Here is a 21910-nt window from a genome sequence, read left to right on the forward strand (position 1 = left end):
CTATTTTAAAGTTCATTATGTGCTCTATCTACTATTTCTTTGATTTTCTCTAGATTAAAATTACTTTGAACTTCTGAATTTTTAGTAAAATATATTAAAAATTCCATGTTACCTTCTGGACCTTTTATAGGAGAAAAACTTAAATCTAATATATTTAAGTTTTCATCGCATAAATAATTAGTAATTGATGTTATGACTTCTTCATGAGTACTTTTTTCTCTTACAACACCCTTTTTACCAACCTTCTCTTTTCCTGCTTCAAATTGAGGTTTTATTAGTGCAATTACTTCTCCATTATCACTAAGTAATGAAACAACTGCAGGCATAATCTTTTTAAGTGAAATAAAAGATACATCAATTGATGCAAAATCTGCAGCTTCTCCTAAATCCTCTGGAGTTACATATCTGATATTAGTTCTCTCCATACAAACGACCCTTGGATCCGTTCTAAGTTTCCATGCAAACTGACCATAGCCTACATCTATGGAAAATACCTTTTTTGCTCCATTTTGCAGCATACAATCAGTAAAACCGCCAGTTGATGCTCCAATATCTAAGCAAGTTTTCTCTTTTAAATTCATAGAGAATTCCTTTATCGCCTTTTCAAGCTTATAGCCACCTCTACTAACATAAGGCATTTCTTGGCCCTTAAACTCTATTTCTGCTGTAACTTTTATTTTCTCTCCACACTTATCAACTCTTCTGCCATCAATGAAGATTTTTCCAGCCATTATTTGAGCTTGAGCTTTTTCTCTTGATTCAAAAAATCCTTTTTGAACCAACAGAACATCTAATCTTTCTTTAGTATCAGCCATTATATACTCCTTATTTAATATTATATATTATTTGTTCACTTATACTTTGAGGATCTAACCTATATTTCTTATATAATATGTCAACATCTCCATGAGGTACAAAATCATCATCAAATCCGAAAGTAGTAACCTTTATAGAAGAATTGATCTTACTTATATATGAAAGTATTGTTTCTCCAAATCCGCCTCGTATAACATTATCTTCCATGGTAAAAATCATTGTATTCTTTTCTATTAATGCATCAATCAATTTAGTATCAATTGGTTTTATAAATGTAGCATTTATTACAGTAGGATTATATCCTTGCTTAACCAAAATATCCTTTGCCTGCATTGCAAAATCAACCATTTTACCAGCAGCAATAATTGCAAAATCTTTCCCTTCATTAAGTGTTTCCCATTTTCCAAGTGAAAAGCTCTCCAAAGGTATAAAATCAGTCTTTCCATCAGCTCCTCTAGGGTATCTTATTGCAATCGGCTCATTTTGACTTAATGCAAATTCAAGCATTGGATAAATTTCTGAGGTACATTTTGGAGTTATTATATTTAAGTTCGGAATATGTGAAAGATATGAAATGTCAAATATACCTTGATGCGTTTCTCCATCTTCACCTACCAAGCCTGATCTATCAATTGCAAAAACTACTGGCAATCTTTGAATACAAACATCATGCAAGACCTGATCATAAGCCCTTTGTAAAAATGTTGAGTATACAGCAAATACTGGTCTTAATCCTTCCTTGGCTATTCCTCCTGCTAGGGTAACTGCATGTTGCTCTGCTATACCAACATCAAAAAATCTATTTGGATATTTTTTTGAAAATTCTTTTAATCCAGTCCCATCAGGCATAGCTGCTGTAATTGCCACCAAATCATTTCTTTTTTCTCCTATGTCAACCATAGCATCACTAAAAGCCTTTGAATAAGTAACCTCTTTCTTTATAGTAACTTCTCCATTACCTAAATTAAATGGTCCAATTGCATGAAACTTATTCGGATTTCCTTCTGCTAATTCATAACCTTTTCCCTTTTGAGTAATAGTATGTATTATAACTGGTCTTTTTAATTCTTTAGCTTTTGAAAGTATAAAGTTAAGTTCTTTAATATCATGTCCATTTATAGGGCCCAAATACTTCCATCCCATATCTTCAAACAGCATAGAAGGGACAACTAACTGTTTTAAGCTATCTTTGATTTTTCCTATTGAGTCAGCAATTGTACTTCCAAACTCAGTATTTCTTAATGTATAATTAATGTCACTTTTTAATTTATTATATCCTGGCTCGGATCTGAACTTATTAAGGTATGAAGCTAATCCACCTACATTTTTGGATATACTCATACCATTATCATTAATTATTACAATTATATCTGTCTTTCTATAGCCAGCATCATTTAAAGCCTCTAAAGCCATCCCTCCAGTTAATGCTCCATCTCCAATAACTGCAATAACCTTATTTGTTTCTCCTTTTATATCTCTTGCTCTCGCCATACCAAGGGCTGCAGAAATAGAGGTTGAAGAATGCCCTGTATCAAAAAAATCATATTTACTTTCCCATGCTTTTGGGAAACCACTTATTCCTCCATATTTTCTTAATGTATTAAATCTATCCTTTCTTCCAGTTAAAATTTTATATACATAAGATTGATGCCCTACATCCCAAACAATTTTATCTTTAGTAAAATCAAAATTTTTAAATAAACTTAATGTTAATTCTACGACACCTAGATTAGATGCCAAATGCCCACCCGTCTTAGATACGCTATTAATCAAAAATTTTCTGATCTCCACTGATAATTCTTCTAAACTTTTTAGTGACATATTATTTATGTCCTTTGGTTCTCTAATGTTATCTAATAAATTAAACATATTATCATCCTTTAGATTAATTTTCTCTATTTAAAAGCATAAAAGTTAATTCTTTTAAGCTTGTTGTATTCACTGTTAATGATTCTAAAATATCAACACATTCATTAGTTAAGTTTTCACAAATTTCATTACATCTTTCTAACCCATATGTTGTAATAAAGTTTGTTTTATTATTATTCTCATCACTTTTAATTTTCTTACCTAGTATTTCTGTATTTCCTACAACGTCTAAAATATCGTCTTTAACTTGAAATGCTAAACCTAGTTTTTCACCATATAATCTTAATTTATCAATATCATCCTCACTAGCTCCAGCCATTACTGCTCCAGATAATATTGATGCTTTTATAAGTTCTCCAGTCTTTTTTTTATGCATATATAATAGCTCGTTTTCTGAAATAACTTTTCCTTCATTAATTATGTCAACTACTTGACCACCAATCATTCCCTCTGAACCTGATGAATTCAAAATAATTTTAGATGCTTCCAATGCATAACCACCATTTTTTATAGAATAATCAATTAATATATTGCAAGCTTCATTTAGTAAGGCATCTCCTGCTAAAATAGCAATTGCTTCACCATAAACTATATGATTTGTTGGTTTACCTCTTCTCAAATCATCATTATCCATAGCTGGCAAGTCATCATGAATTAATGAGTACGTATGAATCATTTCTAGTGCTAATGCTAAAGGTAACGCCCTTTCATAATTATCCTTATACATATTATAAGTAAGAAGACAAAGAATTGGCCTTATTCTCTTTCCACCAATATTTAAACTGTAATTTTGAGAGTCATAAATAATTTTATTCAATCCATTTCTTTCTTTAAAATAATTCTTTAATTCTTCATTAAAGTAATCTCTAATTGTATCAATACTCATAGCTACTCCTTTATTTTTTCCTCAAGACCTTCATTTATAACTTTTAACTTTCCTTCCATAGAATCCAATGTTAAATAAAGTTTATTAACTAATTTTACACCTTCTTCATAAATTTTCATAGATGTTGAAATATCTACTTGATTGCCTTCGAGTTCTTCAATGATTAATTCTAGTCTTTTAATCATATCCTCATAATTTTCTGATTTTTTTGCCATTAAATCACCTACTCTATTCTTTAATTATATTTATTTCTGCCCTCTTATAACCATCCTTAAAATTAATTCTATATTCTCCTGAAGAAAAATCTTCTTTAGATTTTATAATTTCACCTTTATCACTTTCTAAAATTACGTATCCTCTGTTTAAGACATTAATAGGACTCTTTGCTTCTAATACATTCTTTAATTTCATCAAATTTTGTTTTTCTGAATTTATTTTTAAACTTATACTTCTATCAAGCAATCCCTTTAAGGTTTCAACTTCTTTATATTTATTTATTAAATAATTTTTAGGGGAATTTAATTTTAGAACCTTCTCTAAATGTTCTATTCTTATTCGAGAATTATAAATTTTATTTTCCATGGATGAAGTTAACTTACTTTCTATATATGCTATTTTCCCTAACAACTCTTCTTTATCTGTACTTATTATTTCTGCTGCAGCAGAAGGAGTTGCAGCTCTTACATCTGAAACAAAATCACAAATAGTAAAATCTACTTCGTGACCTACTGCTGAAACAACTGGTATCTTTGATTTATAGATTTCTTTAGCAAGCTCTTCGTTGTTAAAGGCCCATAATTCTTCAATAGAACCGCCGCCTCTACCAATGATTATTACATCAACCTTTTCATTTGCTCTTTCATTAAAATATTTTAATCCCTCTATTAAGGATTTAGGTGCGGCTTCTCCTTGAACTAAAGATGGATACAAAAATATATCAATAGAATTATTTCTTCTATGAACCACATTAATAATATCCTTAATAGCTGCTCCAGTTTCAGAGGTTATTACCCCTAAAGTTTTAACATAGCTTGGAATATTCTTTTTATGTTTCTCATCAAATAAACCTTCATCCTTAAGTTTATTTTTAAGATTTTCAAATTGTGCATAAAGATCACCAATTCCTGCATCTTGGGCTTCTCTAACATAAAGTTGATAATTTCCTTCCTTAACATATGATGAAAGTCTAGCCTTTACTATAATGTTTTGACCTTCTTTCATCCTGAAATCATTCTTAGACGCATCACTCTTAAACATTACGCAATTTATTTTAGAAAACTCGTCTTTTAATGAAAAATAGATATGACCAGAAGAGTGATATTTTAAGTTAGAAATTTCACCCTTCACTGATAAATTATTAAGTATAAAGTCATTATCAAAAATTCTTTTTATATAATTGTTAATATCAGTAACACTTAAGGTTTTTATATTCATACTATTCCAATGCCTCGCATGCATTTTTAATAAGTAGAGTGGTTGTTAATGCGCCAACTCCTCCAGGTACTGGAGTAACATATTCTGCTATTTCAATTACATCATCGAATTTTACATCTCCTGTTATCTTACCATTAAATGAAGAAGTCCCTACATCGATAACTACAGCACCTTTTTTAACAAAATCTTTATCTACGAAGTTTGGTCTACCAATAGCTACTACAAGTACGTCAGCTGTTTTAGCAATTTCCTTTAAGTTTTCTGTTTTTGAGTGGCATACAGTTACTGTCATGTCTTCATTTAATAGAAGTTGAAATACTGGCTTTCCTACTATATCACTTCTACCTATAACTACTGCATTCTTACCTCTAAGATTCATATTTAAAGATCTTAAAAGAGTAATAACACTGTTTGGGGTACAAGGAAGAAAACATTTTTCTCCTTTATAAAATCTTCCCATTGATTCATTTGTTAAACAATCAATATCCTTATCTGGATCTATAACTGATGTTACTCTTTTTTCATTAATATGCTTTGGAAGTGGTAATTGAAGTATTATACCTTGAACTTCAGTATCCAAATTCAATTCATTAATTCTTGCTATGAGAAAATCTTCTGTAATGTTTTCTTCTAGTAAAATTTTATCAAAATTAACCCCAAGACTTAACGCTACTTTTTCTTGAGCATTTTGATAGTATATAGACCCACCATCATTTCCTACTAATATAGATGCTATCTTAGGAATTTGAAGCTTCTTCTCTTTTCTATCTTTAATAAAGCTTGAGATCTCTTCTTTAATTCCAGCTGCTATTATTCTTCCATCTAGTATTTTTCCCATAGTCTTCCCCCCATAAACATTAAATTTCTTTATTAATACTGTCTAATACTCCATTCACAAAAGAAACAGATTTTTCATCAGAGTATTCCTTTGTAAGTTCTAGTGCTTCATTAATTGAAACTTTATTTGGTATATCTTCAATAAATAATATTTCTGCAACTGCTATTCTTAAAATAGACAGATTCACCTTTGATATTCTATCTAATTTCCATCCCCTTAAATAAGGTTCAATCTTATTATCAATTTGTTCCTTATTGGTTTTAATTAGATTTAATATATCTAATATGTAGTTTGTTTCAAGAACAGTTTTATCCTCATTATAATTATCTATAAAGTTTTCAAATATTTCTTCTGGACTTTCTTTGGATATTTCCATACTGTAACAAAGCTCCATTGCTACTTTTCTTGATTTCTTTCTATTCATAAGTACCTCCAACATATATCTTTATTATTGTCCTTTTCAAATTGTTTAATCACCATTAATATATTCTATCACATAGAAATGCCCTCTGAAAACCAGAGGGCAAAAATTAATTATTTTTCTTTTTGTTCCTTTTCTTCCTTAGGCACAACTATATTGTGAACGCTTATGTTTACACTAGATACCTTAAGTCCAGTCATAACCTCTACAGTCTTCTTAACATTTTCTTGAACTTGAGAAATAATCTCTGGTATTTTTACACCATATGAAACAGCTAAAATCATATCAATTACTGCTTCATCTTCATTTACTGTAACCTTTACACCCTTACCAACATTTTTTTTACCTATTTGAAATATAGGAATTGAAGCAACGTTAGATGTATATTCGTATACTCCATTTATTTCGGAAGCTGCTATTCCAGCAATCACACTCACTACCTCGTCAGATATTCTTATTATACCTAAACTTTCGTCTCTTACCATTTCTTCCATGATAATAACCTCCTGTTAGCTTTTAGCCTTTATCTTATGATAATTATACCAAAATAAGAATGTCAATACAATGTTATTGCTTAACTTCTATTGAAACATCTTTAATATTAGAAATATTTATAACTGCTTCTAAAATTTCATTTGCTTGTTTTTGTGATAATTCATCCTTACTTTTAACTGTAACCTTTGCTTTATTTCCATCAATTGAGCATAACGCATCATCATATCCCTTGCCCTTTACAGCCAATTCAATTTTAGATGCATAGTTTTTACTCATTACGAGTGTACTTAACTGTTTAGATGCCTCATCTTTTTCTTCTTTAGGAGTATTAGGGTTGTCTATAACTTTGTTAAGTGAATCAATAGTAGTTGAATCAATTTGTTCCTTTTGATTTCTTTGATCATAAAAATAATCATTGGCTTTTGTAGCATCCTTATTCTTGTCCTCATTATTAGTATTGATTGTTGGATTTAAAGCAGTCGGTGAGTCTGGAAGTGATCCGTTCACTTTAGCAGCTAAAACTCCCACACATACGATTAAAGCTAAAAGTGTAAAAATAATCCCAAATTGTTTTTTTGTCATTTTTCTCTCCTCCCATCTATTTTCTATAAAATTATATGCTGCTATTTCATTGGATATACATTTATCTTATCCATTGATATATCATAAAGCCCAGCACATGCTTTTGTGATATCATATTTTACCTTTGAACTATCTGCACCTTGTGCAACTATCACTATTCCAGTTACTTTCGGTTTTTCAGTCTTTAGTATAAGTGGATCATTGCCATTATTGGCCATTACAACTTTACTATTGCTATTTTTCTGATTTGTTACCCTTTCCCCTGACTCCTTATCCTTTTCTTCTGTTACACTAGTTTGATCCGTAGTGTCCACGGCTGGAACTTTTGACTCACTCCCTTCAAAATACATCATTACCTGTACATCACCAACGCCTTTAATATTTTGTAATATATTTCTTAGTGATTCTCTTTGCGCATCCTCATAAGTTGAAATCTGTTTATCATCTTGATTTTTAACTGTACTTTTCTCTTGATTACTTGTATTATTAGTTAATGTTAGTTTTGAGGAACTCCCTTTATTAAAAAAACTTAATACTATAAGTGCAAATAAAGCTATTATTACAACTGCTATTACATTCATCATCCTTTGATCTTTTATCATGGATAATATTTTTTTCTTGAAATCATCCTTATTCATAACATCCTCCTTAACTTTTATAAAATACTTTTATCTTATCTTTATTTACTCCAAATTCTTCACTAATAGTGTCTTTTATTCCATCCTTTTCTTTAATGTTAGCTTCTTCTTTATCCTCATCTTCACCGATCTTAATTTTACTTATTGGTTTTATCTTCTTTGAGCTTATATAAATATTCACATTTTTAATCTCTATATTATATTTTTCTAAATCTATATCTCCTTGAAATTCACTTTCAAAATCAATATCTTTATATTTTTTCTTTAAAATTGAATTTGCGTTATTTTGAAGATTTGTTATTATCTTTTCTTTAGTTTCTTTATTAGAATTCTTAATATTTGAATTATCTAGATTACTACTACTTTCAAGCTTTACTTGATTATTAATTATTTCATTTACAAAACTAGCATCATTATTTCCAAAGACCTGTAATATTGGTTTCAATAAAACAACTATTAAAACTAGTCCTAAAACGAACTTTACGTACTTTTTAAAAGAATTATTTACTATAAGCATCTCTATAGCTGTCATAAAAACCAAGGTAAATGCTATGTCAATAACCCACTCTTTTATTAACTCCATTTTATCCTCCTACTACAAACTTACCGGTAGAAGCCATTATTGCAATCATAACAAAAAACATTAAAGATATTGAAAGCATACAAGAAATAATCATTACAACAAAATCGCCTACTGAAGCTATACAATTTGTTATTCTACTATCACATATTGGTTCAACTAAGGCTGCTGAGAGCTTGTACATGACGGTAATCATGATAAGCTTAATGATAGGTATAAGAACAATGAAAATAACAACTAACAATCCTAAGGATGATATTGCATTTTTTAATAACACTGCATAGCCAGCAACTGAGGCAATTGCATCAGAAAAAGCTTTTCCTACAATAGGTATAAAATTATCAACAGCAAATTTTGCAGTTTTTAGTGTTACTGCATCAATAGCAGTTGAAGTTATCCCTCTTATAGTAAGTAATCCAATTAAAATGGTTACTAGTATTCCTTGAACCCAAAGAGTCACTTGTTTAAATAGTTTACAAATATTTGTTATCTTATGATCATTAGATAAATTATTTACGAAATTTAAAACAAAACTCATTAGTATCATTGGAATAATAAAGTCAACATATACCCTTGGTGCAATTGTTACTGCGCCCATCAAAATTGGATCCATAGTAACAGCTTCTGTAATTCCACCCACTGAACCTATCATAAATACTAAAACAGGAATTAATGCCATCATAAAATCTGTTAGATTTTGAATGGTTGTTTTTGCTAGATCTATAGTTATTAAAAAGCTTTTAGAAATTATTATTATTAAAATTGCATAGCAGGCGTAGAATGCTATATCACCGTGAGAACCCTTAAAAGCATCTTGTAGGTTTCTAAGCAATGAGCATAAAATAGCTATAACTATTATTGATATTAAAAGTTGTAAAACCCCTTTTGCCTCCTTAAAAACTGCACTTAATAATGCTTTTGATAACTCTTTTGTGGATATATCCCCTTTTCCTTGCGTTATATAGGTTTTTATATAATTTCCAACGTTAAGTTCATTCATTAGTTCACTTTCACTTTTCATTTTAGTTACGTAGTCATAAAGTTCTTGAACATTACTGTTTTGCTCCAAATCACTTGTATTGTTATCTAATTCTTTTGCCATTGGAGTCATTACAAGAAAAATATTCATAAAAATTGTTACTAACAAAACTTTTATTATTTTCTTCATTTTATACTCCTACATAATTTTTAATATAGCATCTAATACTCCCATAAGTATTGGCATTGCAATTACCATAATTAGGATCTTAGCCGCAACTTCTATTCTAGAAGCTATTCCATTTGCCCCTGCCTCATTACAAACCTCCATAGCAAAAGATGCTAGATAAGTAATACCAACAATTTTTAATACAAGTGTTACATAAAATGTATCAACATTTGCTTTTGTAGATATATCTCTTAAAAAATTTATTACTTCCGTTAAAGGGTTAAGTAGAAATAATAATATAATCACTCCACTAACTAAAGAAATTAACGAAGCAATATTTTGTTTTGTCTCTTTAAAATATAAAAACAAAAATAGTGTTACTAGCGAAAATGCTACTATTTTTACAATTTCCATTTCTCCTCCTAGAACATAAACATAGTTTTAATAGAATCAAATAACTTTGCAATTAAATTTACAATCATAAGAAGTATTATCACCACTCCTGCAATATTAGTTAATGTCGCAACATCATCTTTACCTGATGATTTAAGTACTCTTTCTAAAATTACAATCAAAAGTCCAGCAGCTCCAATTTTAAATAACAAAGTAATATCTAACATCATACCCTCCCGCTTATATTAAAAATATAACTATAGCTGCACCAAGGCTCATACCTAAGCATCTATACATCTTGCAGTTCTTATTTTTCAAATCTTTAGCTTCATTAATTTGTTCTCGAATATTCGATAAAACTAGCTTAAATATCTTCTCTTGTCCAAAAACGCCTGATTCACCTAAAGATTTTGAGAAGTCAAGTAGTATGTTTTCATCTTCATCTCTTAAACATAACTGTTCCTTATAAGTTTTGAGAGAATTATCAAAAGCAACATAAACATCTTCTACGTTATTTTCTTTTAAGTCTTCTGCAATGTTACTAAAAAAACTCCTCCATTCCCCTGTATATTTATGACTTATTTCTTCAAAAGTCTCTGGCAAAGGAGTATTAACGTATAGTATTTGATTTTCCATATAGACTATAGATTTTTCTAAAATCTTAAGGCTTTCATATCTCTTTACATATCTTTGAGCTAAATTAAATCCAAGATATGTAGAACATCCAAATATGCCCAAAAACAAAACATATCTAATCATTTAATCCCTCTCCTCTATTATCCTTACATTTTCAATGGTTCCTGGTCCCCTTCTATTACTTAACTCAATTACTCTTTTTAATATCTTATTATCTAGTAGCCCCCTAAATATTTTTCTATTATATAAGTCATTGATGTCGTAACCATGTATTGTAGTTATTATATTAACTCCAGAATTATAGGCTGATATTAATGCTTCCACATCTTTATCTGAACCAATTTCATCACAAATCAGAACTTCTGGAGACATACTTCTAATTGCCATGAGCATTCCTTCACTCTTAATACAGTTATCAAATACATCAGTTCTGATACCTACATCCATTTGTGGTATACCTTGAAATGATCCTGCTATTTCACTTCTTTCATCAATTATAGAAACCTTCTTACCAGTTATCCCTTTACTTTTCATACCATTTGATATATTCCTTGAAATATCTCTTAATAGTGTCGTTTTGCCACACTTAGGTGGAGAAATAATTATAGTGTTTAGAATTCTTCCCCCTTCAGTAATCAATGGAATTAATCCATCTGAAACTCCTTTAAGTTCTTTTGTAATTCTTATGTTTACAGAAGATATATTTCTAAGAGTTTTTATTTTATTGTTATCTATAACCCATTCTCCAGTTATCCCAACTCTATGCCCACCATTTATAGTTATAAATCCTTGTTTAATGTCTTCTTCAAATGCATAAAATGAATAATTGGCCATTCTTTTTGCAACTATCTTGATATCATCCAATTTACATATATAATTAGATATAAACTCTCTATGATTTGTTACTATAATCAATGGTAAGTTTGCTCTCATCCTAATTTCTTGTACTTCATCTATTTTAAATTCAGTAATGTGTCCCAAAACATCCTTTGGTAATATATCCAATACTGAACTATATTTGTTCATACTATCACCTCCGCTTACAGTAAATTGTATTTACTAAATTACAAAAATATAACTACATAAATAAAATATGTAAAACTGTTAATTAAAATTTTTGATTCTTTAAAAATGAAAAAAGCACATCAAATGGTTCTTAACCACTTGATGTGCTCATACTTTGCTATTTTATTTAATTTATATTTTCCCCACAGAAAGGACAAGGGATTGAGATACCTGATTCTAGCGCACTACTTTCAATAAAAATAGGTTTGTTACACTTAGTACAAGTTACTTCTTTAAAATCATCCTCAATATCTTCTAAATCTTCAATTGACACTTCTTCAAACAAATCTTCTTGTATTTCAGAAATATCATTGTCTAAGAATTCAACATTTTCTTGTATTGTTTCAACATTAACTTGAATTCCCTCAACTCTATCATTTAAATTATCCATTAATAGCAACAATGATTTTATTATTTCTTTATTTTCTGAGTCTTTTAGACTTTCCACGGCTTCTTGAATTTTATAGAATTCACTTTTAAAATCCATTTTTGCACTTCCTTCTTAATAATAAAAGTGCTAAGTCAATCAATGACTTAGCCACAAATACTAAACTCTTTCCATGTAATCCCCAGTTCTTGTGTCGATTCTTATAACATCGCCTTCATTAACAAACATAGGAACCATTACTACAGCATTAGTTTCTACAGTTGCTTGTTTTAAAGAATTTGTTGCTGTATTACCTTTTACTCCTGGCTCAGTTTCAGTAATTAAAAGTTCAACAAAGTTTGGAGCTTCTACAGAAAATGCTTGACCTTTATAGAACTTTATAACAGCAAACATGTTCTCTTTTAAGTATTTAATTGCTTCTTCAACTTTTTCATAGTTAAGAGGTATTTGTTCAAATGTTTCTTGATCCATGAAGTAGTATAATTCTCCATCAGAATATAAATATTGCATTTCTTTTCTTTCGATAACTGCTTCTTGGAACTTTTCAGTTGGGTTAAATGTTCTATCAGTAACTCCACCTGCTATTACGTTTCTTAATTTTGTTCTTACAAATGCTGCACCCTTACCTGGTTTTACATGTAAGAAATCTACAACGTTATAAACTTGTCCATCATATTCAAAAGTAGTACCTTTTCTTAAATCACTTGCTGAAATCATTAAGTATCCCTCCAAATTGTATTAATCATTATATATTATAACCCTAAAATCCAAAATAATACTTTCATATATCCTAAAAAAGGGTTACATTGTCTTTTTACAACAATGATATTTTATCAAAAGTATTGATTAATTGCAAATACTTTAGCTAAAATATTGAATTTCACCTATTATAAGTATATTCTATGTATGAAGAAAATTCAACAAAAGCAGACATATTCCACTTTTCATTAATTTTCTCTATTTTTAGATTATTTATTCCTTGTATAAATTTATTTGAATTAAATTCATTAAGTATTTTTAATAATTCTTCTTCTGTACCTAGATAGGATACTTCAAAGTTTATTCTATCCTTAGCTTTTGTTTCCTTTAATATTATTATGTCTTTGTATTTCTCCAGTATATTTAATGCACTATTATGATTTATGCTTATTTGACTTTTTCTTATTTTACTTTCAGGAAGATTGGTATTAATTAAAAAACTCTGTCCTAAAGATAAGATAAGAAAAATAATAAATTTAATAATTATGGATCTTTCCATTAAAGTTCTCCCTTAATTTCAATATTATCCTTGTTATAATTTATATCTTTGATGTTAATCTTCCCTTCTTCATCTATCTTTTTAATCTTATTCATTGCTGAGCTTGATTCATCAGCATTTATTATTTTTATATAAAAACTATTATTATCTATTCGTACATTAGTATTTTCTTCTTTTGATAACTCTAATATGTATTTTATTTTCTCTTCATTAAAATTAATTTTTGATGTTTTTAATACTGGCTTACTTTCCTTGAATGAAGTAAGTTGTATAATTTTTTTTACTGTAATTGGTAATAGCACTATATTAATTATAAGAAGTATATTAATTAAATTTTTAAATCTTTTAGTACTTTTTTTCTTCTCTTTTATACTAATTTCTATTGGTGTGAAGTTTTTATATATTCTCATATAAATACCTTTCTTAATTCTTCTATATTAAAGTAATCAAGTTTTTTTCATCGCCTCTTATCACTAATTCCATATCTTTAATTTTTTCCGCACTCTTAAATTCATTGATTACACTAGCTAAACTTTCCTTTTCGATATTTTCTACTTCTTTTATAAAAACCATGTATCCATTAACTATTCCTAAAGCAATTGCATAACCCTCTTCAATGTAAAATATCATTCCACATTTATTTTTAATTTTTCTTTTGAACTTTTCAAATAAAAACACTTCATAAGGCCTTATTTTTTTAATACATGCCTTTTCAATTATTTTGTTTAATACAAAAGGTTTTATAACAGAGTATATAATAAGTGTTTTATTTTTTCTATCATATATATAATCAAATAATTTATCCTTAGAATTAAAAAAGTTGCTATTAATTGTTTCATATATAAGTTTCTTATCCGGTTTCTTATTTGTATTTATTTTAGTGATCATTAGTGCTTCACCCTTGATTACTATATTGATATTACCTTTAATAAGCGAATCATACTTATTAATCTCTCTTATATAAAACTCTTTGTCTTCATTAATAAATGTGATTTTGTCTTTAGCTATTAGTAATTCTTTATTTAGTGCCATCCTACATAACTCCTTCATAATATGTATCCTCAATCAAATAAATTTCTCCATCATTGTAGTCAAAATCAAATCTATACTTTAATTTACCAGCCTCAAGCTTACGTATAAATATAATTTTATTTTGAGATATATCATAATAAACTTGATTCTCGCCACTCTTTGCAATTATATTATTAATTTTCAAGAAATCTTCTAAGTCTTTCTTTTCTTTAAAAGTGTTTTTATTAATTTGAGATATGTAATTATTAATAAGTTTTATATCATTTTCTCCCATAGTTTTTATTTGATTTTCTTTAAAAGGATAGATGTATTCTTTTGAGATATTAATTGACACTAATTTATATATAGAGACAATAAGTATTGAAAAAATCATAATGTAAATTAATAATATAGCTGAGATTTGTCCCTTCTTACAAGCTAAATACCTCTTCATAATTTTTATCATTTACTTTAACAAAAAAATAAACCAATTTACCCTTTTGTATAAACTTTACCTCCTTAACATCCTCCATGATTTTATTTACGGTGGTTAATTTCCCATCTGTATAATAAAAAACTCCTAATGCTTCACCCTTATACATTGCTATTTCTTCAGATTTATTTTCTACTCCATAACTTATCTTCAGCTTATTACCTATTACCTCATATTTTTTAACCTGCGCTCTATTAATATTGCTCTCAATTGAGATTATTCCATTTGAGAACTTATCCTCATCTAGACTATTTTTGCAATAACTTTTCTTAAAATCTATTAAGTCCACAATAATCCTAAGCATAAAACACAGTAATATGCTTGATATAAATAAATATATTATAGTTTCAAGTAGGATTACTCCTTTTTTCATTTCTATCTTACATTTCTTGATATATAAACCTCCTCACTTACCATATTACTATCAAACTTATTAACCTTTTGCTCAAGCTTTAATTTTATAGTATTCTCACTATTTAATTTTTGAATTTTTATGTAGTTATCATTACTATCAACTGAAGTATCAAGTAGATCTGTAATATTATTACTTATAATTCTATTTATATCTAAGTTTTCAGAGTTTATATACAAGTTTTCACTATCCTTAAATGCTGCTAGAAGCTTATTGTATTCTGCATTATACAGCAATTCCTTTTTTACACTCTTAAAAATCACAGTCTCTTTTCTCATCTCTTCTCTATAAACTAAAGCCTTTTTTGCATTATCATAGCACTTTATTGAAACAAAAAATAAGATGCATAAAACAGCAATTACTAAAGGAATTTCTATTAATACTAGCCCTTTATTTTTATTTAACATTTATATACTCACTTCCTGCTGTAATAGATAATACGTCTTTCTCAAGTCTTCCCTTTTTAACTGAAATTGTTGTTGATATATTAGCTTCTCCGTTAGGATCAAGTAAGAATATATTCTTACCATTTGAATATTTAAAAACATAACCATTTGGTAATTGATATTTTTTAATTAATAATCCTTTTTTATCATATATACTTATTCCTTTATCTGAAATAGCTACTTTGATATACTGATTTGTATATTTACTCTTCAGTTTTCCAAAGCAAATACTATCCTCAGTAAATACTTTTATTTCATCTATTTTATCTTCATTCATTATTTTTACTAAAGGTTTTATAAAAGCAAAAGTTATACTTATAATTACTACAAGTACTGCAACTGAACAAAGTAATTCTATTAGTGTAAATCCTCTTTTTTTCACAACTTAACTCCATCATATATTGGTAGTAAAAAAATAATAAACATAGAAATTATTACTGTACTTATAATTAAAATAATTATTGGCTCAATTATAGTTGTTAAAGTAGATGTTTTATATGTTATTTGTTTTTCTTTTTCTTCAGCTAATGATTTTAGTCTTACACTTAATGTTCCAGTTTCTTCGCCAATTCTTATGAAGGAAATTGTATATAATGATATGCAGCTCATTTCATCAAGTATTAAACTTAAAGCTTTACCTTGGATTAAGTTTTCATAAATAAATAGTACTTTTTCTTTTACTATTGGAATATTAATCTCGTTTCCAAACTGATAAAGCGCATTTTGTACATTAACTCCACTTTGAAAAATCAAATAAAAAACTTGAATAATATAAAATTCAGTAAATTGATTAAAGAATTTTAATTTTCCAATAATCTTAATAATTCTTGTATTAAAAACCTTAAATACCAAAATATACGGAATTAATATTACATAGCAAACTATATAAATACAGCTAACTACTGGCATTTTATCAAAGCTTTCTCTTAAGTTGAAAACCAACTTACAAAGACCTTTAGGAACAATTTCTAGAGAAGAATACATATCAATAAATTGCGGTAGTAAATAAATGAACATTACCACAGAAATTAAAATAATTAAGGAAATTAGTATTATAGGATAAACAAGTGCATTAACTATTTTTTTCTTAATAGTGTACAAGTTTTTATAAAAGTTTCCTAGAGAATCAAGGGTTTCTTGTAGTTTACCAGTGTTCTCACCAATCAATATCATTTCTTTGAATATTACTGGGAAAATATCTAAACCTTCCATTGCTTTAGAAATGCTATATCCTTCCCTTACCTTATCCCTAACTAAAGTAATTGCTTCCTTATGATATTTATTTTTCAAATTAAACTGAATCATTTCAAAGGATTCGTCAATTGATATTCCACAATTTATGGTGTTTCCTAAGGATTCAGCTATATAACTTAATGTTAGATTATCAATTCTATGTGCTTTACTACGCTTCAATATTCTCTCCTTCAAGAAAATTCATATAAGTATCTAAGCTAATTACGCCTTCCTCTAAGAGATTTTTAAGTCTTGTAAAAAAACTGCTGCTAAACCTTGAACCTACTTCCCCTCTTAAGTATTCTTTTATATTTGCTTTTTCTATGTCTTTAATAAACAGCATGTCATAAATTAGCATTCTCCCTTGAGTTCCAGTATAATTACATTCTTCACAGCCAGTACCCTTATAATAAACTTCCATGCTAATCTTGTTTTTATTTCTAATTTCATCACTGATTTTATGAAGAGAATTACATTTACTACAATTCTTTTTAACTAATCTTTGAGAAATCACTAATATCAATGAATCCATTAGTAAATACTCTTCTATACCCATCTCTTTTAATCTTGAAAAAACTTCATATGGGCTTTTGGTATGAATTGTTGTATATACCTTATGTCCTGTAATTGCTGCTCTTACTGCAATTCTTGCTGTTTCCTCATCACGTATTTCCCCAATCATTATAATATCTGGATCTTGCCTTAATATGCTTCTTAATCCCGTTGAAAATGTTATTCCAGCTTTGATATTTACGCCAACTTGGTTTATCCCATTTATTAGCATCTCTACTGGATCTTCAATTGTTGTAATATTTACATCTTTACCTTTTTCTTCATTAAGTATTGAATACAATGTGGTTGATTTTCCTGAACCTGTAGGTCCATTTACAACTATCATCCCATTCCTTACTGCAAGGGCTCTTTTAAGCAAACTTAAATCATCTTTAGAAAAATTAAGACTTTCTAGATTATATTTATCCCAGTTGTTGTAAAGCACTCTTATTACTATCTTTTCACCATAATAGGTTGGAAGTGTTGAAACTCTTAAATCTAATAATTCTCCATTTTTCATGTTATGCAACATCTTTCCATCCTGAGGTCTTAATTTATCTGAAAAATCCATATTACTTTTTATCTTAATTCTAGTTACTATATTTAAATATTTATCCTTATCAATCTTAAAAGCTAAAATTAACGAACCATTTAATCTATATTTAATTAGCACCTCTTTTTCAAATGGCTCAAAATGAATATCTGATGCTTTTTTACTTATTGCATCATTAATTATATTCCCCTCAGTGTCTATGTCTTTTTTATATATTCTTACTCCAAAACCATCCTTAATTAACTTTTTTATACTCTTCTCAGTAGACTTTATTGGAACAATAGCAGTAGAAAAGTTTTGCTCAAGATACTTTATCATTTCAGCTGATACACTACTCATAGCTACGTATACTTTTCCATTGTATCTACCTATTGGAATAATATTATACTTTTCACATATGTCTAATGGAACTTCCTTGAGTAACCCTATATCGATATTGTCTAATGATAATTCTCCACCTAGGTTCATTTAATCACCCCCAGTTCAGATTATTATCATATTTCCATTTTTTTAATCAAAAAAAGAAACAAATTATTGCTAATTTGTTTCTATAAAAGAGTATTGTCCAGTTTTTTTAGATTTAATTTTTACTGTTCCATCAACTGAAACAAGTTCATATACATCTTCCTTAGTGGAAGAGTCATCATATCCAATGAAAAGTATATTCCCTTCTATGTCTTTTTCTATACCCTTCTCTAAATCGATATTCTTAGGAAAATCATATACTAATTTTTTTAATTTACCATCGCTTAAAAGATACAGTGAAGATAAACCATCTTTCTTTTTTCCTAATATAATTATCTTATCTTCTAACACAATTATGTCATTTATATTCTGTACTTCTGTAGTTAATACTTGTACTTTACTATTATCAATATCAAAGGAATTCAGTGATTTATTGCCCTCAAAATCAGATGTTAAATAAATTATTTTATTACCTTCTATACTTATGTACTCTATTGCCCCTTTCTTTATATCGAGCAAAAGTTTTTCATTATTAGTTTTAGTGTTATAAAGAAATATTCCATTTAATTTACTTTCAGCTTTTACTCCATAATAAATAATTGAATCATTATCTAACCAAGCATAATTGTTCCCTGAAATAAGTGTATTGCTTTTTAGTTCTTTAAACTTTTTATTTGAGGAATCATATATACCTAATGTTACATTATTTTCTTCTATTTCTTTAGAATAAAATACCTTACTCCCGCTAGGTGATAGTTTAACATCCTTTATATCTTTCCAAGCATCTATTACATTTTCTGTATTTTCACTACCTAAGATAAGATTTTTAGAATTGTTCTCAGTTTTTTCCCTTAAATAGCTATTTTCTTTTTTATTATAATTTATCAAAGTTCCTTCTTCATTGTCTGAAAGCTTTATATTTTTCTCTAAATCTAATATAATTTGCATTTTTCCGTTATTATAGTAATTAACACTACCTTGTACCACTTTACTATAGTCCTTGAATACACTTTTATTTTTATCTGATTTTACATTATTATCACAAGAATATAAATTTAAAGATAAAACTGCAAGTACTAAAGGATATGTTACTTTTTTAATTTTCATAATTTAATCTAAATATCCTCCTATTTATAAAAAGTGATTTATCTATTAATGTATTTTTCTATTTTATTTACTCCCTTAAATAGTTCAGCCTATAGAAATTCTTGATACAAATGTTTTAAAAATGTTATACTAAATTTATCTTTTTAATGAAAGGAAGATTTCTATGGCTTTAGACGGTATTTTTTTACACTATTTGGTTGATGAGTTAAAACCATCATTAATTGGTGCTAAAATTGATAAAATAAATCAGCCTGAAAAGGATGAAATAATATTAACCTTAAGGACTGGAGGCGAAAATAAGAAATTTCTTATTTCTGCATCTAGTAAACACCCTCGTTTTCATTTTACTAAAGAACCTAAAGCAAATCCACTAAAAGCCCCAATGTTTTTAATGGTTTTGAGAAAATATCTATCAAGTGGCAAAATTGTAGATGTTACCCAATATCAAAATGATAGAATAATAACTCTCTACATTGAAGCTATGGATGAACTTGGGTTCAATTCTCTATATAAACTAGTTATTGAAATAATGGGTAGACATAGTAATATTACTTTAATAAGGGACAGAGATAATAAAATCATGGAATGTATAAAACACATATCATCTGACGTAAATTCATACCGTGTCTTATTTCCTGGTGTAACTTACGTATTCCCTCCAGATAGTAATAAATTAAATCCATTTAACTTTAACAAGGATGAGCTTGCTCAAATTTATAGAGAAAAATCAATTGAATTAGATAAAAATATATTTTTCAATTTATTTACTGGTATAAGTAAACTTCTTAGTTCTGAAATGTTTGACGTTTATTCAAAAAACACCGGAGATAATTCAATTGAAAAAATTTCAGATTTTACTATAAACTATTTTAAAAATCTTGAATCTCAAATTAAATTCCTGCTTTTTAAGGATAATGAGGAATTTAAAGATTTTTATATAACATCTATAAAAGATTATATGAACTTAAATTGTGAAGAGTTCCAAGATCCCTCTGAGTTACTAGAATTATTTTTTAAAGGTAAGGATAAACAGGATAGAATTAAATCTAAATCAAGTGGCCTTCAAAAAATCATCAATACAAATATAGAAAGATGTAATAAAAAGTTAAGTATTCTAACTTCTACATTAAATGAGTGTAAGAAGAAAGATAGCTATAAAATTAAAGGTGACCTACTTACAGCATACATTTATAGTATAAAAAAGGGTGACAATTCAATTAAACTTTTAAATTTCTATAATGAAAATGAAGAAGAATATTTGGATATTAATCTTGATACAAATAAAACCCCTTCAGAAAATATTCAATTTTATTATAAAAAATATAATAAACTAAAAAAATCTGAGGAAAATGCCCTTGAGCAACTAATCAAAAATGATGAAGAATTAAAATATCTTAAATCTGTACTTTCGAATCTCGAGAATTCAGAACAATATTCAGATATTGATGATATAAAGAAGGAATTAATTGAAACAGGATATATAAGATTCAAGAAAAATCCTAAAGATAAAAAGGATAAGGCAACTAAACCACTTCATTTCATTTCTAGTGATGGAATAGATATTTTTGTGGGTAAAAATAATATCCAAAATGATTATCTTACTTTAAAGTTTGCACACAAAGAAGATACTTGGCTTCATACAAAGGAAATACCAGGTTCTCATGTAATAATTAAAGGTGGAATTATCCCTGATAGTACCCTTGTAGAAGCAGCTAACCTAGCAGCTTATTATAGCAAAGGAAAACTGTCTTCAAATATTCCTATTGACTATACTAAAGTTAAATATGTAAAAAAACCAAACTCAGCTAAACCGGGAATGGTTATTTATACAAATAATAAAACCATCTATGTTAATCCAATTGAACCTAATTTAATTAGAAAATAAAAAAGCAGGGCATTAAATAATTGAAGTGCACCCCAAATGTTAGACATATGATATAATCATATTTAACATTTGGAGGTGTATTTTTTATGAGTATATATTCTGTTGAATTGAAGATAAAAGCAATTGAAGACTGGAGAAAGCGTGAAATTTCCATAGCAGAAATTATAAAAAAGTATAATATTTCACAGCAAACCCTTACTAGATGGGTTACAGAGTATGATTCACAAGGACTTGAAGGACTAGTAAGAAAACCCCAAAATAAAATTCATACAGGTGAATTTAAGCAAGTTGTTGTTGAAGATATGAG

The 21910-nt window shown here is 28.0% G+C and carries 30 protein-coding genes; 2 read left to right on the forward strand and 28 right to left on the reverse strand.

Annotated elements, in window-relative coordinates:
* Positions 1 to 5: 5 nt before the first annotated feature.
* From L1S47_RS06940 to L1S47_RS07075, 28 genes are all read right to left on the reverse strand, one after another.
* The gene (locus tag L1S47_RS06940) at positions 6 to 815 is read right to left on the reverse strand and encodes a TlyA family RNA methyltransferase (protein ID WP_238882782.1); all 810 of its coding nucleotides are present in this window, start codon (positions 813 to 815) and stop codon (positions 6 to 8) included.
* Positions 816 to 825: 10 nt separating this feature from the next.
* Positions 826 to 2685 carry a 1-deoxy-D-xylulose-5-phosphate synthase gene (gene dxs, locus L1S47_RS06945; RefSeq protein WP_238882783.1) on the reverse strand — a complete coding sequence of 620 codons (1860 nt, stop codon included), beginning with the start codon at positions 2683 to 2685 and terminating at the stop codon, positions 826 to 828.
* Between the two features lie 16 nt (positions 2686 to 2701).
* Positions 2702 to 3571, reverse strand: coding sequence for a polyprenyl synthetase family protein (locus tag L1S47_RS06950; RefSeq protein ID WP_238882785.1), 870 nt, complete (start codon positions 3569 to 3571; stop codon positions 2702 to 2704).
* Positions 3572 to 3573: 2 nt separating this feature from the next.
* Positions 3574 to 3786, reverse strand: a complete 213-nt coding sequence (gene xseB / locus L1S47_RS06955; protein ID WP_202766386.1) for an exodeoxyribonuclease VII small subunit — start codon at positions 3784 to 3786, stop codon at positions 3574 to 3576.
* A 13-nt stretch (positions 3787 to 3799) separates the two neighbouring features.
* The gene (xseA, locus tag L1S47_RS06960; RefSeq protein WP_238882787.1) at positions 3800 to 5005 is read right to left on the reverse strand and encodes an exodeoxyribonuclease VII large subunit; all 1206 of its coding nucleotides are present in this window, start codon (positions 5003 to 5005) and stop codon (positions 3800 to 3802) included.
* 1 nt (position 5006) lies between these two features.
* Entirely contained in the window at positions 5007 to 5843 is an 837-nt protein-coding gene (locus tag L1S47_RS06965; protein WP_238882788.1) for a bifunctional methylenetetrahydrofolate dehydrogenase/methenyltetrahydrofolate cyclohydrolase, read from the reverse strand.
* A gap of 19 nt (positions 5844 to 5862) precedes the next feature.
* Positions 5863 to 6267: a transcription antitermination factor NusB gene (gene nusB, locus L1S47_RS06970; protein ID WP_238882789.1), complete on the reverse strand. Its 405-nt coding sequence runs from the start codon at positions 6265 to 6267 to the stop codon at positions 5863 to 5865.
* A gap of 110 nt (positions 6268 to 6377) precedes the next feature.
* Positions 6378 to 6758, reverse strand: coding sequence for an Asp23/Gls24 family envelope stress response protein (locus tag L1S47_RS06975; RefSeq protein WP_202766390.1), 381 nt, complete (start codon positions 6756 to 6758; stop codon positions 6378 to 6380).
* Positions 6759 to 6831: 73 nt separating this feature from the next.
* Positions 6832 to 7341 (reverse strand): SpoIIIAH-like family protein, encoded by a 510-nt coding sequence (locus L1S47_RS06980; RefSeq protein WP_202766391.1) that lies wholly within the window; start codon positions 7339 to 7341, stop codon positions 6832 to 6834.
* A gap of 41 nt (positions 7342 to 7382) precedes the next feature.
* Positions 7383 to 7979, reverse strand: a complete 597-nt coding sequence (gene spoIIIAG, locus L1S47_RS06985) for a stage III sporulation protein AG (protein ID WP_238882791.1) — start codon at positions 7977 to 7979, stop codon at positions 7383 to 7385.
* 10 nt (positions 7980 to 7989) lie between these two features.
* Positions 7990 to 8562, reverse strand: coding sequence for a stage III sporulation protein AF (spoIIIAF, locus tag L1S47_RS06990; protein ID WP_238882793.1), 573 nt, complete (start codon positions 8560 to 8562; stop codon positions 7990 to 7992).
* 1 nt (position 8563) lies between these two features.
* A complete protein-coding gene (spoIIIAE, locus tag L1S47_RS06995) occupies positions 8564 to 9727 on the reverse strand; it encodes a stage III sporulation protein AE (protein WP_238882795.1) in 1164 nt (387 codons plus the stop codon).
* A gap of 9 nt (positions 9728 to 9736) precedes the next feature.
* Positions 9737 to 10120: a stage III sporulation protein AD gene (spoIIIAD, locus tag L1S47_RS07000; RefSeq protein WP_238882797.1), complete on the reverse strand. Its 384-nt coding sequence runs from the start codon at positions 10118 to 10120 to the stop codon at positions 9737 to 9739.
* An 8-nt stretch (positions 10121 to 10128) separates the two neighbouring features.
* A complete protein-coding gene (gene spoIIIAC, locus L1S47_RS07005) occupies positions 10129 to 10326 on the reverse strand; it encodes a stage III sporulation protein AC (RefSeq protein ID WP_202766396.1) in 198 nt (65 codons plus the stop codon).
* A gap of 13 nt (positions 10327 to 10339) precedes the next feature.
* Positions 10340 to 10858 (reverse strand): stage III sporulation protein SpoIIIAB, encoded by a 519-nt coding sequence (gene spoIIIAB, locus L1S47_RS07010; protein ID WP_238882798.1) that lies wholly within the window; start codon positions 10856 to 10858, stop codon positions 10340 to 10342.
* On the reverse strand, positions 10859 to 11761 hold the full coding sequence (gene spoIIIAA, locus L1S47_RS07015; protein ID WP_238882799.1) for a stage III sporulation protein AA: 903 nt from the start codon (positions 11759 to 11761) through the stop codon (positions 10859 to 10861).
* Between the two features lie 166 nt (positions 11762 to 11927).
* Positions 11928 to 12287: a CD1247 N-terminal domain-containing protein gene (locus L1S47_RS07020; RefSeq protein WP_238882800.1), complete on the reverse strand. Its 360-nt coding sequence runs from the start codon at positions 12285 to 12287 to the stop codon at positions 11928 to 11930.
* 60 nt (positions 12288 to 12347) lie between these two features.
* Complete coding sequence (efp, locus tag L1S47_RS07025) at positions 12348 to 12905, reverse strand: elongation factor P (RefSeq protein WP_202766400.1); 558 nt, start codon at positions 12903 to 12905, stop codon at positions 12348 to 12350.
* 163 nt (positions 12906 to 13068) lie between these two features.
* A complete protein-coding gene (locus L1S47_RS07030; protein WP_238882802.1) occupies positions 13069 to 13446 on the reverse strand; it encodes a hypothetical protein in 378 nt (125 codons plus the stop codon).
* Positions 13446 to 13856, reverse strand: a complete 411-nt coding sequence (locus L1S47_RS07035; RefSeq protein ID WP_238882804.1) for a hypothetical protein — start codon at positions 13854 to 13856, stop codon at positions 13446 to 13448. The genes L1S47_RS07030 and L1S47_RS07035 overlap by 1 nt, the downstream gene beginning before the upstream one ends.
* Positions 13857 to 13878: 22 nt before the next feature.
* Entirely contained in the window at positions 13879 to 14478 is a 600-nt protein-coding gene (locus L1S47_RS07040; RefSeq protein ID WP_238882805.1) for a hypothetical protein, read from the reverse strand.
* A gap of 1 nt (position 14479) precedes the next feature.
* Entirely contained in the window at positions 14480 to 14923 is a 444-nt protein-coding gene (locus tag L1S47_RS07045) for a hypothetical protein (RefSeq protein WP_238882807.1), read from the reverse strand.
* Positions 14889 to 15323, reverse strand: coding sequence for a hypothetical protein (locus L1S47_RS07050; RefSeq protein ID WP_238882808.1), 435 nt, complete (start codon positions 15321 to 15323; stop codon positions 14889 to 14891). The genes L1S47_RS07045 and L1S47_RS07050 overlap by 35 nt, the downstream gene beginning before the upstream one ends.
* A gap of 2 nt (positions 15324 to 15325) precedes the next feature.
* Positions 15326 to 15769 (reverse strand): hypothetical protein, encoded by a 444-nt coding sequence (locus L1S47_RS07055; protein WP_238882809.1) that lies wholly within the window; start codon positions 15767 to 15769, stop codon positions 15326 to 15328.
* Positions 15759 to 16190, reverse strand: a complete 432-nt coding sequence (locus L1S47_RS07060) for a prepilin-type N-terminal cleavage/methylation domain-containing protein (protein ID WP_238882810.1) — start codon at positions 16188 to 16190, stop codon at positions 15759 to 15761. The genes L1S47_RS07055 and L1S47_RS07060 overlap by 11 nt, the downstream gene beginning before the upstream one ends.
* On the reverse strand, positions 16187 to 17221 hold the full coding sequence (locus L1S47_RS07065) for a type II secretion system F family protein (protein ID WP_238882812.1): 1035 nt from the start codon (positions 17219 to 17221) through the stop codon (positions 16187 to 16189). Before L1S47_RS07065 ends, L1S47_RS07060 begins: the two co-directional genes overlap by 4 nt.
* The gene (locus L1S47_RS07070) at positions 17211 to 18614 is read right to left on the reverse strand and encodes a GspE/PulE family protein (protein WP_238882814.1); all 1404 of its coding nucleotides are present in this window, start codon (positions 18612 to 18614) and stop codon (positions 17211 to 17213) included. Before L1S47_RS07070 ends, L1S47_RS07065 begins: the two co-directional genes overlap by 11 nt.
* 69 nt (positions 18615 to 18683) lie before the next feature.
* Positions 18684 to 19718 (reverse strand): hypothetical protein, encoded by a 1035-nt coding sequence (locus tag L1S47_RS07075; protein ID WP_238882816.1) that lies wholly within the window; start codon positions 19716 to 19718, stop codon positions 18684 to 18686.
* Positions 19719 to 19881: 163 nt separating this feature from the next.
* Between L1S47_RS07075 and L1S47_RS07080 the strand changes: the two genes are divergently transcribed.
* Together L1S47_RS07080 and L1S47_RS07085 are read left to right on the forward strand one after the other, a co-directional pair.
* Positions 19882 to 21603, forward strand: a complete 1722-nt coding sequence (locus tag L1S47_RS07080) for an NFACT family protein (RefSeq protein ID WP_238882817.1) — start codon at positions 19882 to 19884, stop codon at positions 21601 to 21603.
* Positions 21604 to 21689: 86 nt separating this feature from the next.
* Positions 21690 to 21910 (forward strand): helix-turn-helix domain-containing protein (locus tag L1S47_RS07085; RefSeq protein WP_238882819.1); only part of this gene is annotated, 221 nt, incomplete at its 3' end.

The sequence above is a fragment of the Clostridium sp. YIM B02551 genome (assembly GCF_022324735.1).
Lineage (GTDB): Bacteria > Bacillota > Clostridia > Clostridiales > Clostridiaceae > Clostridium_T > Clostridium_T paridis.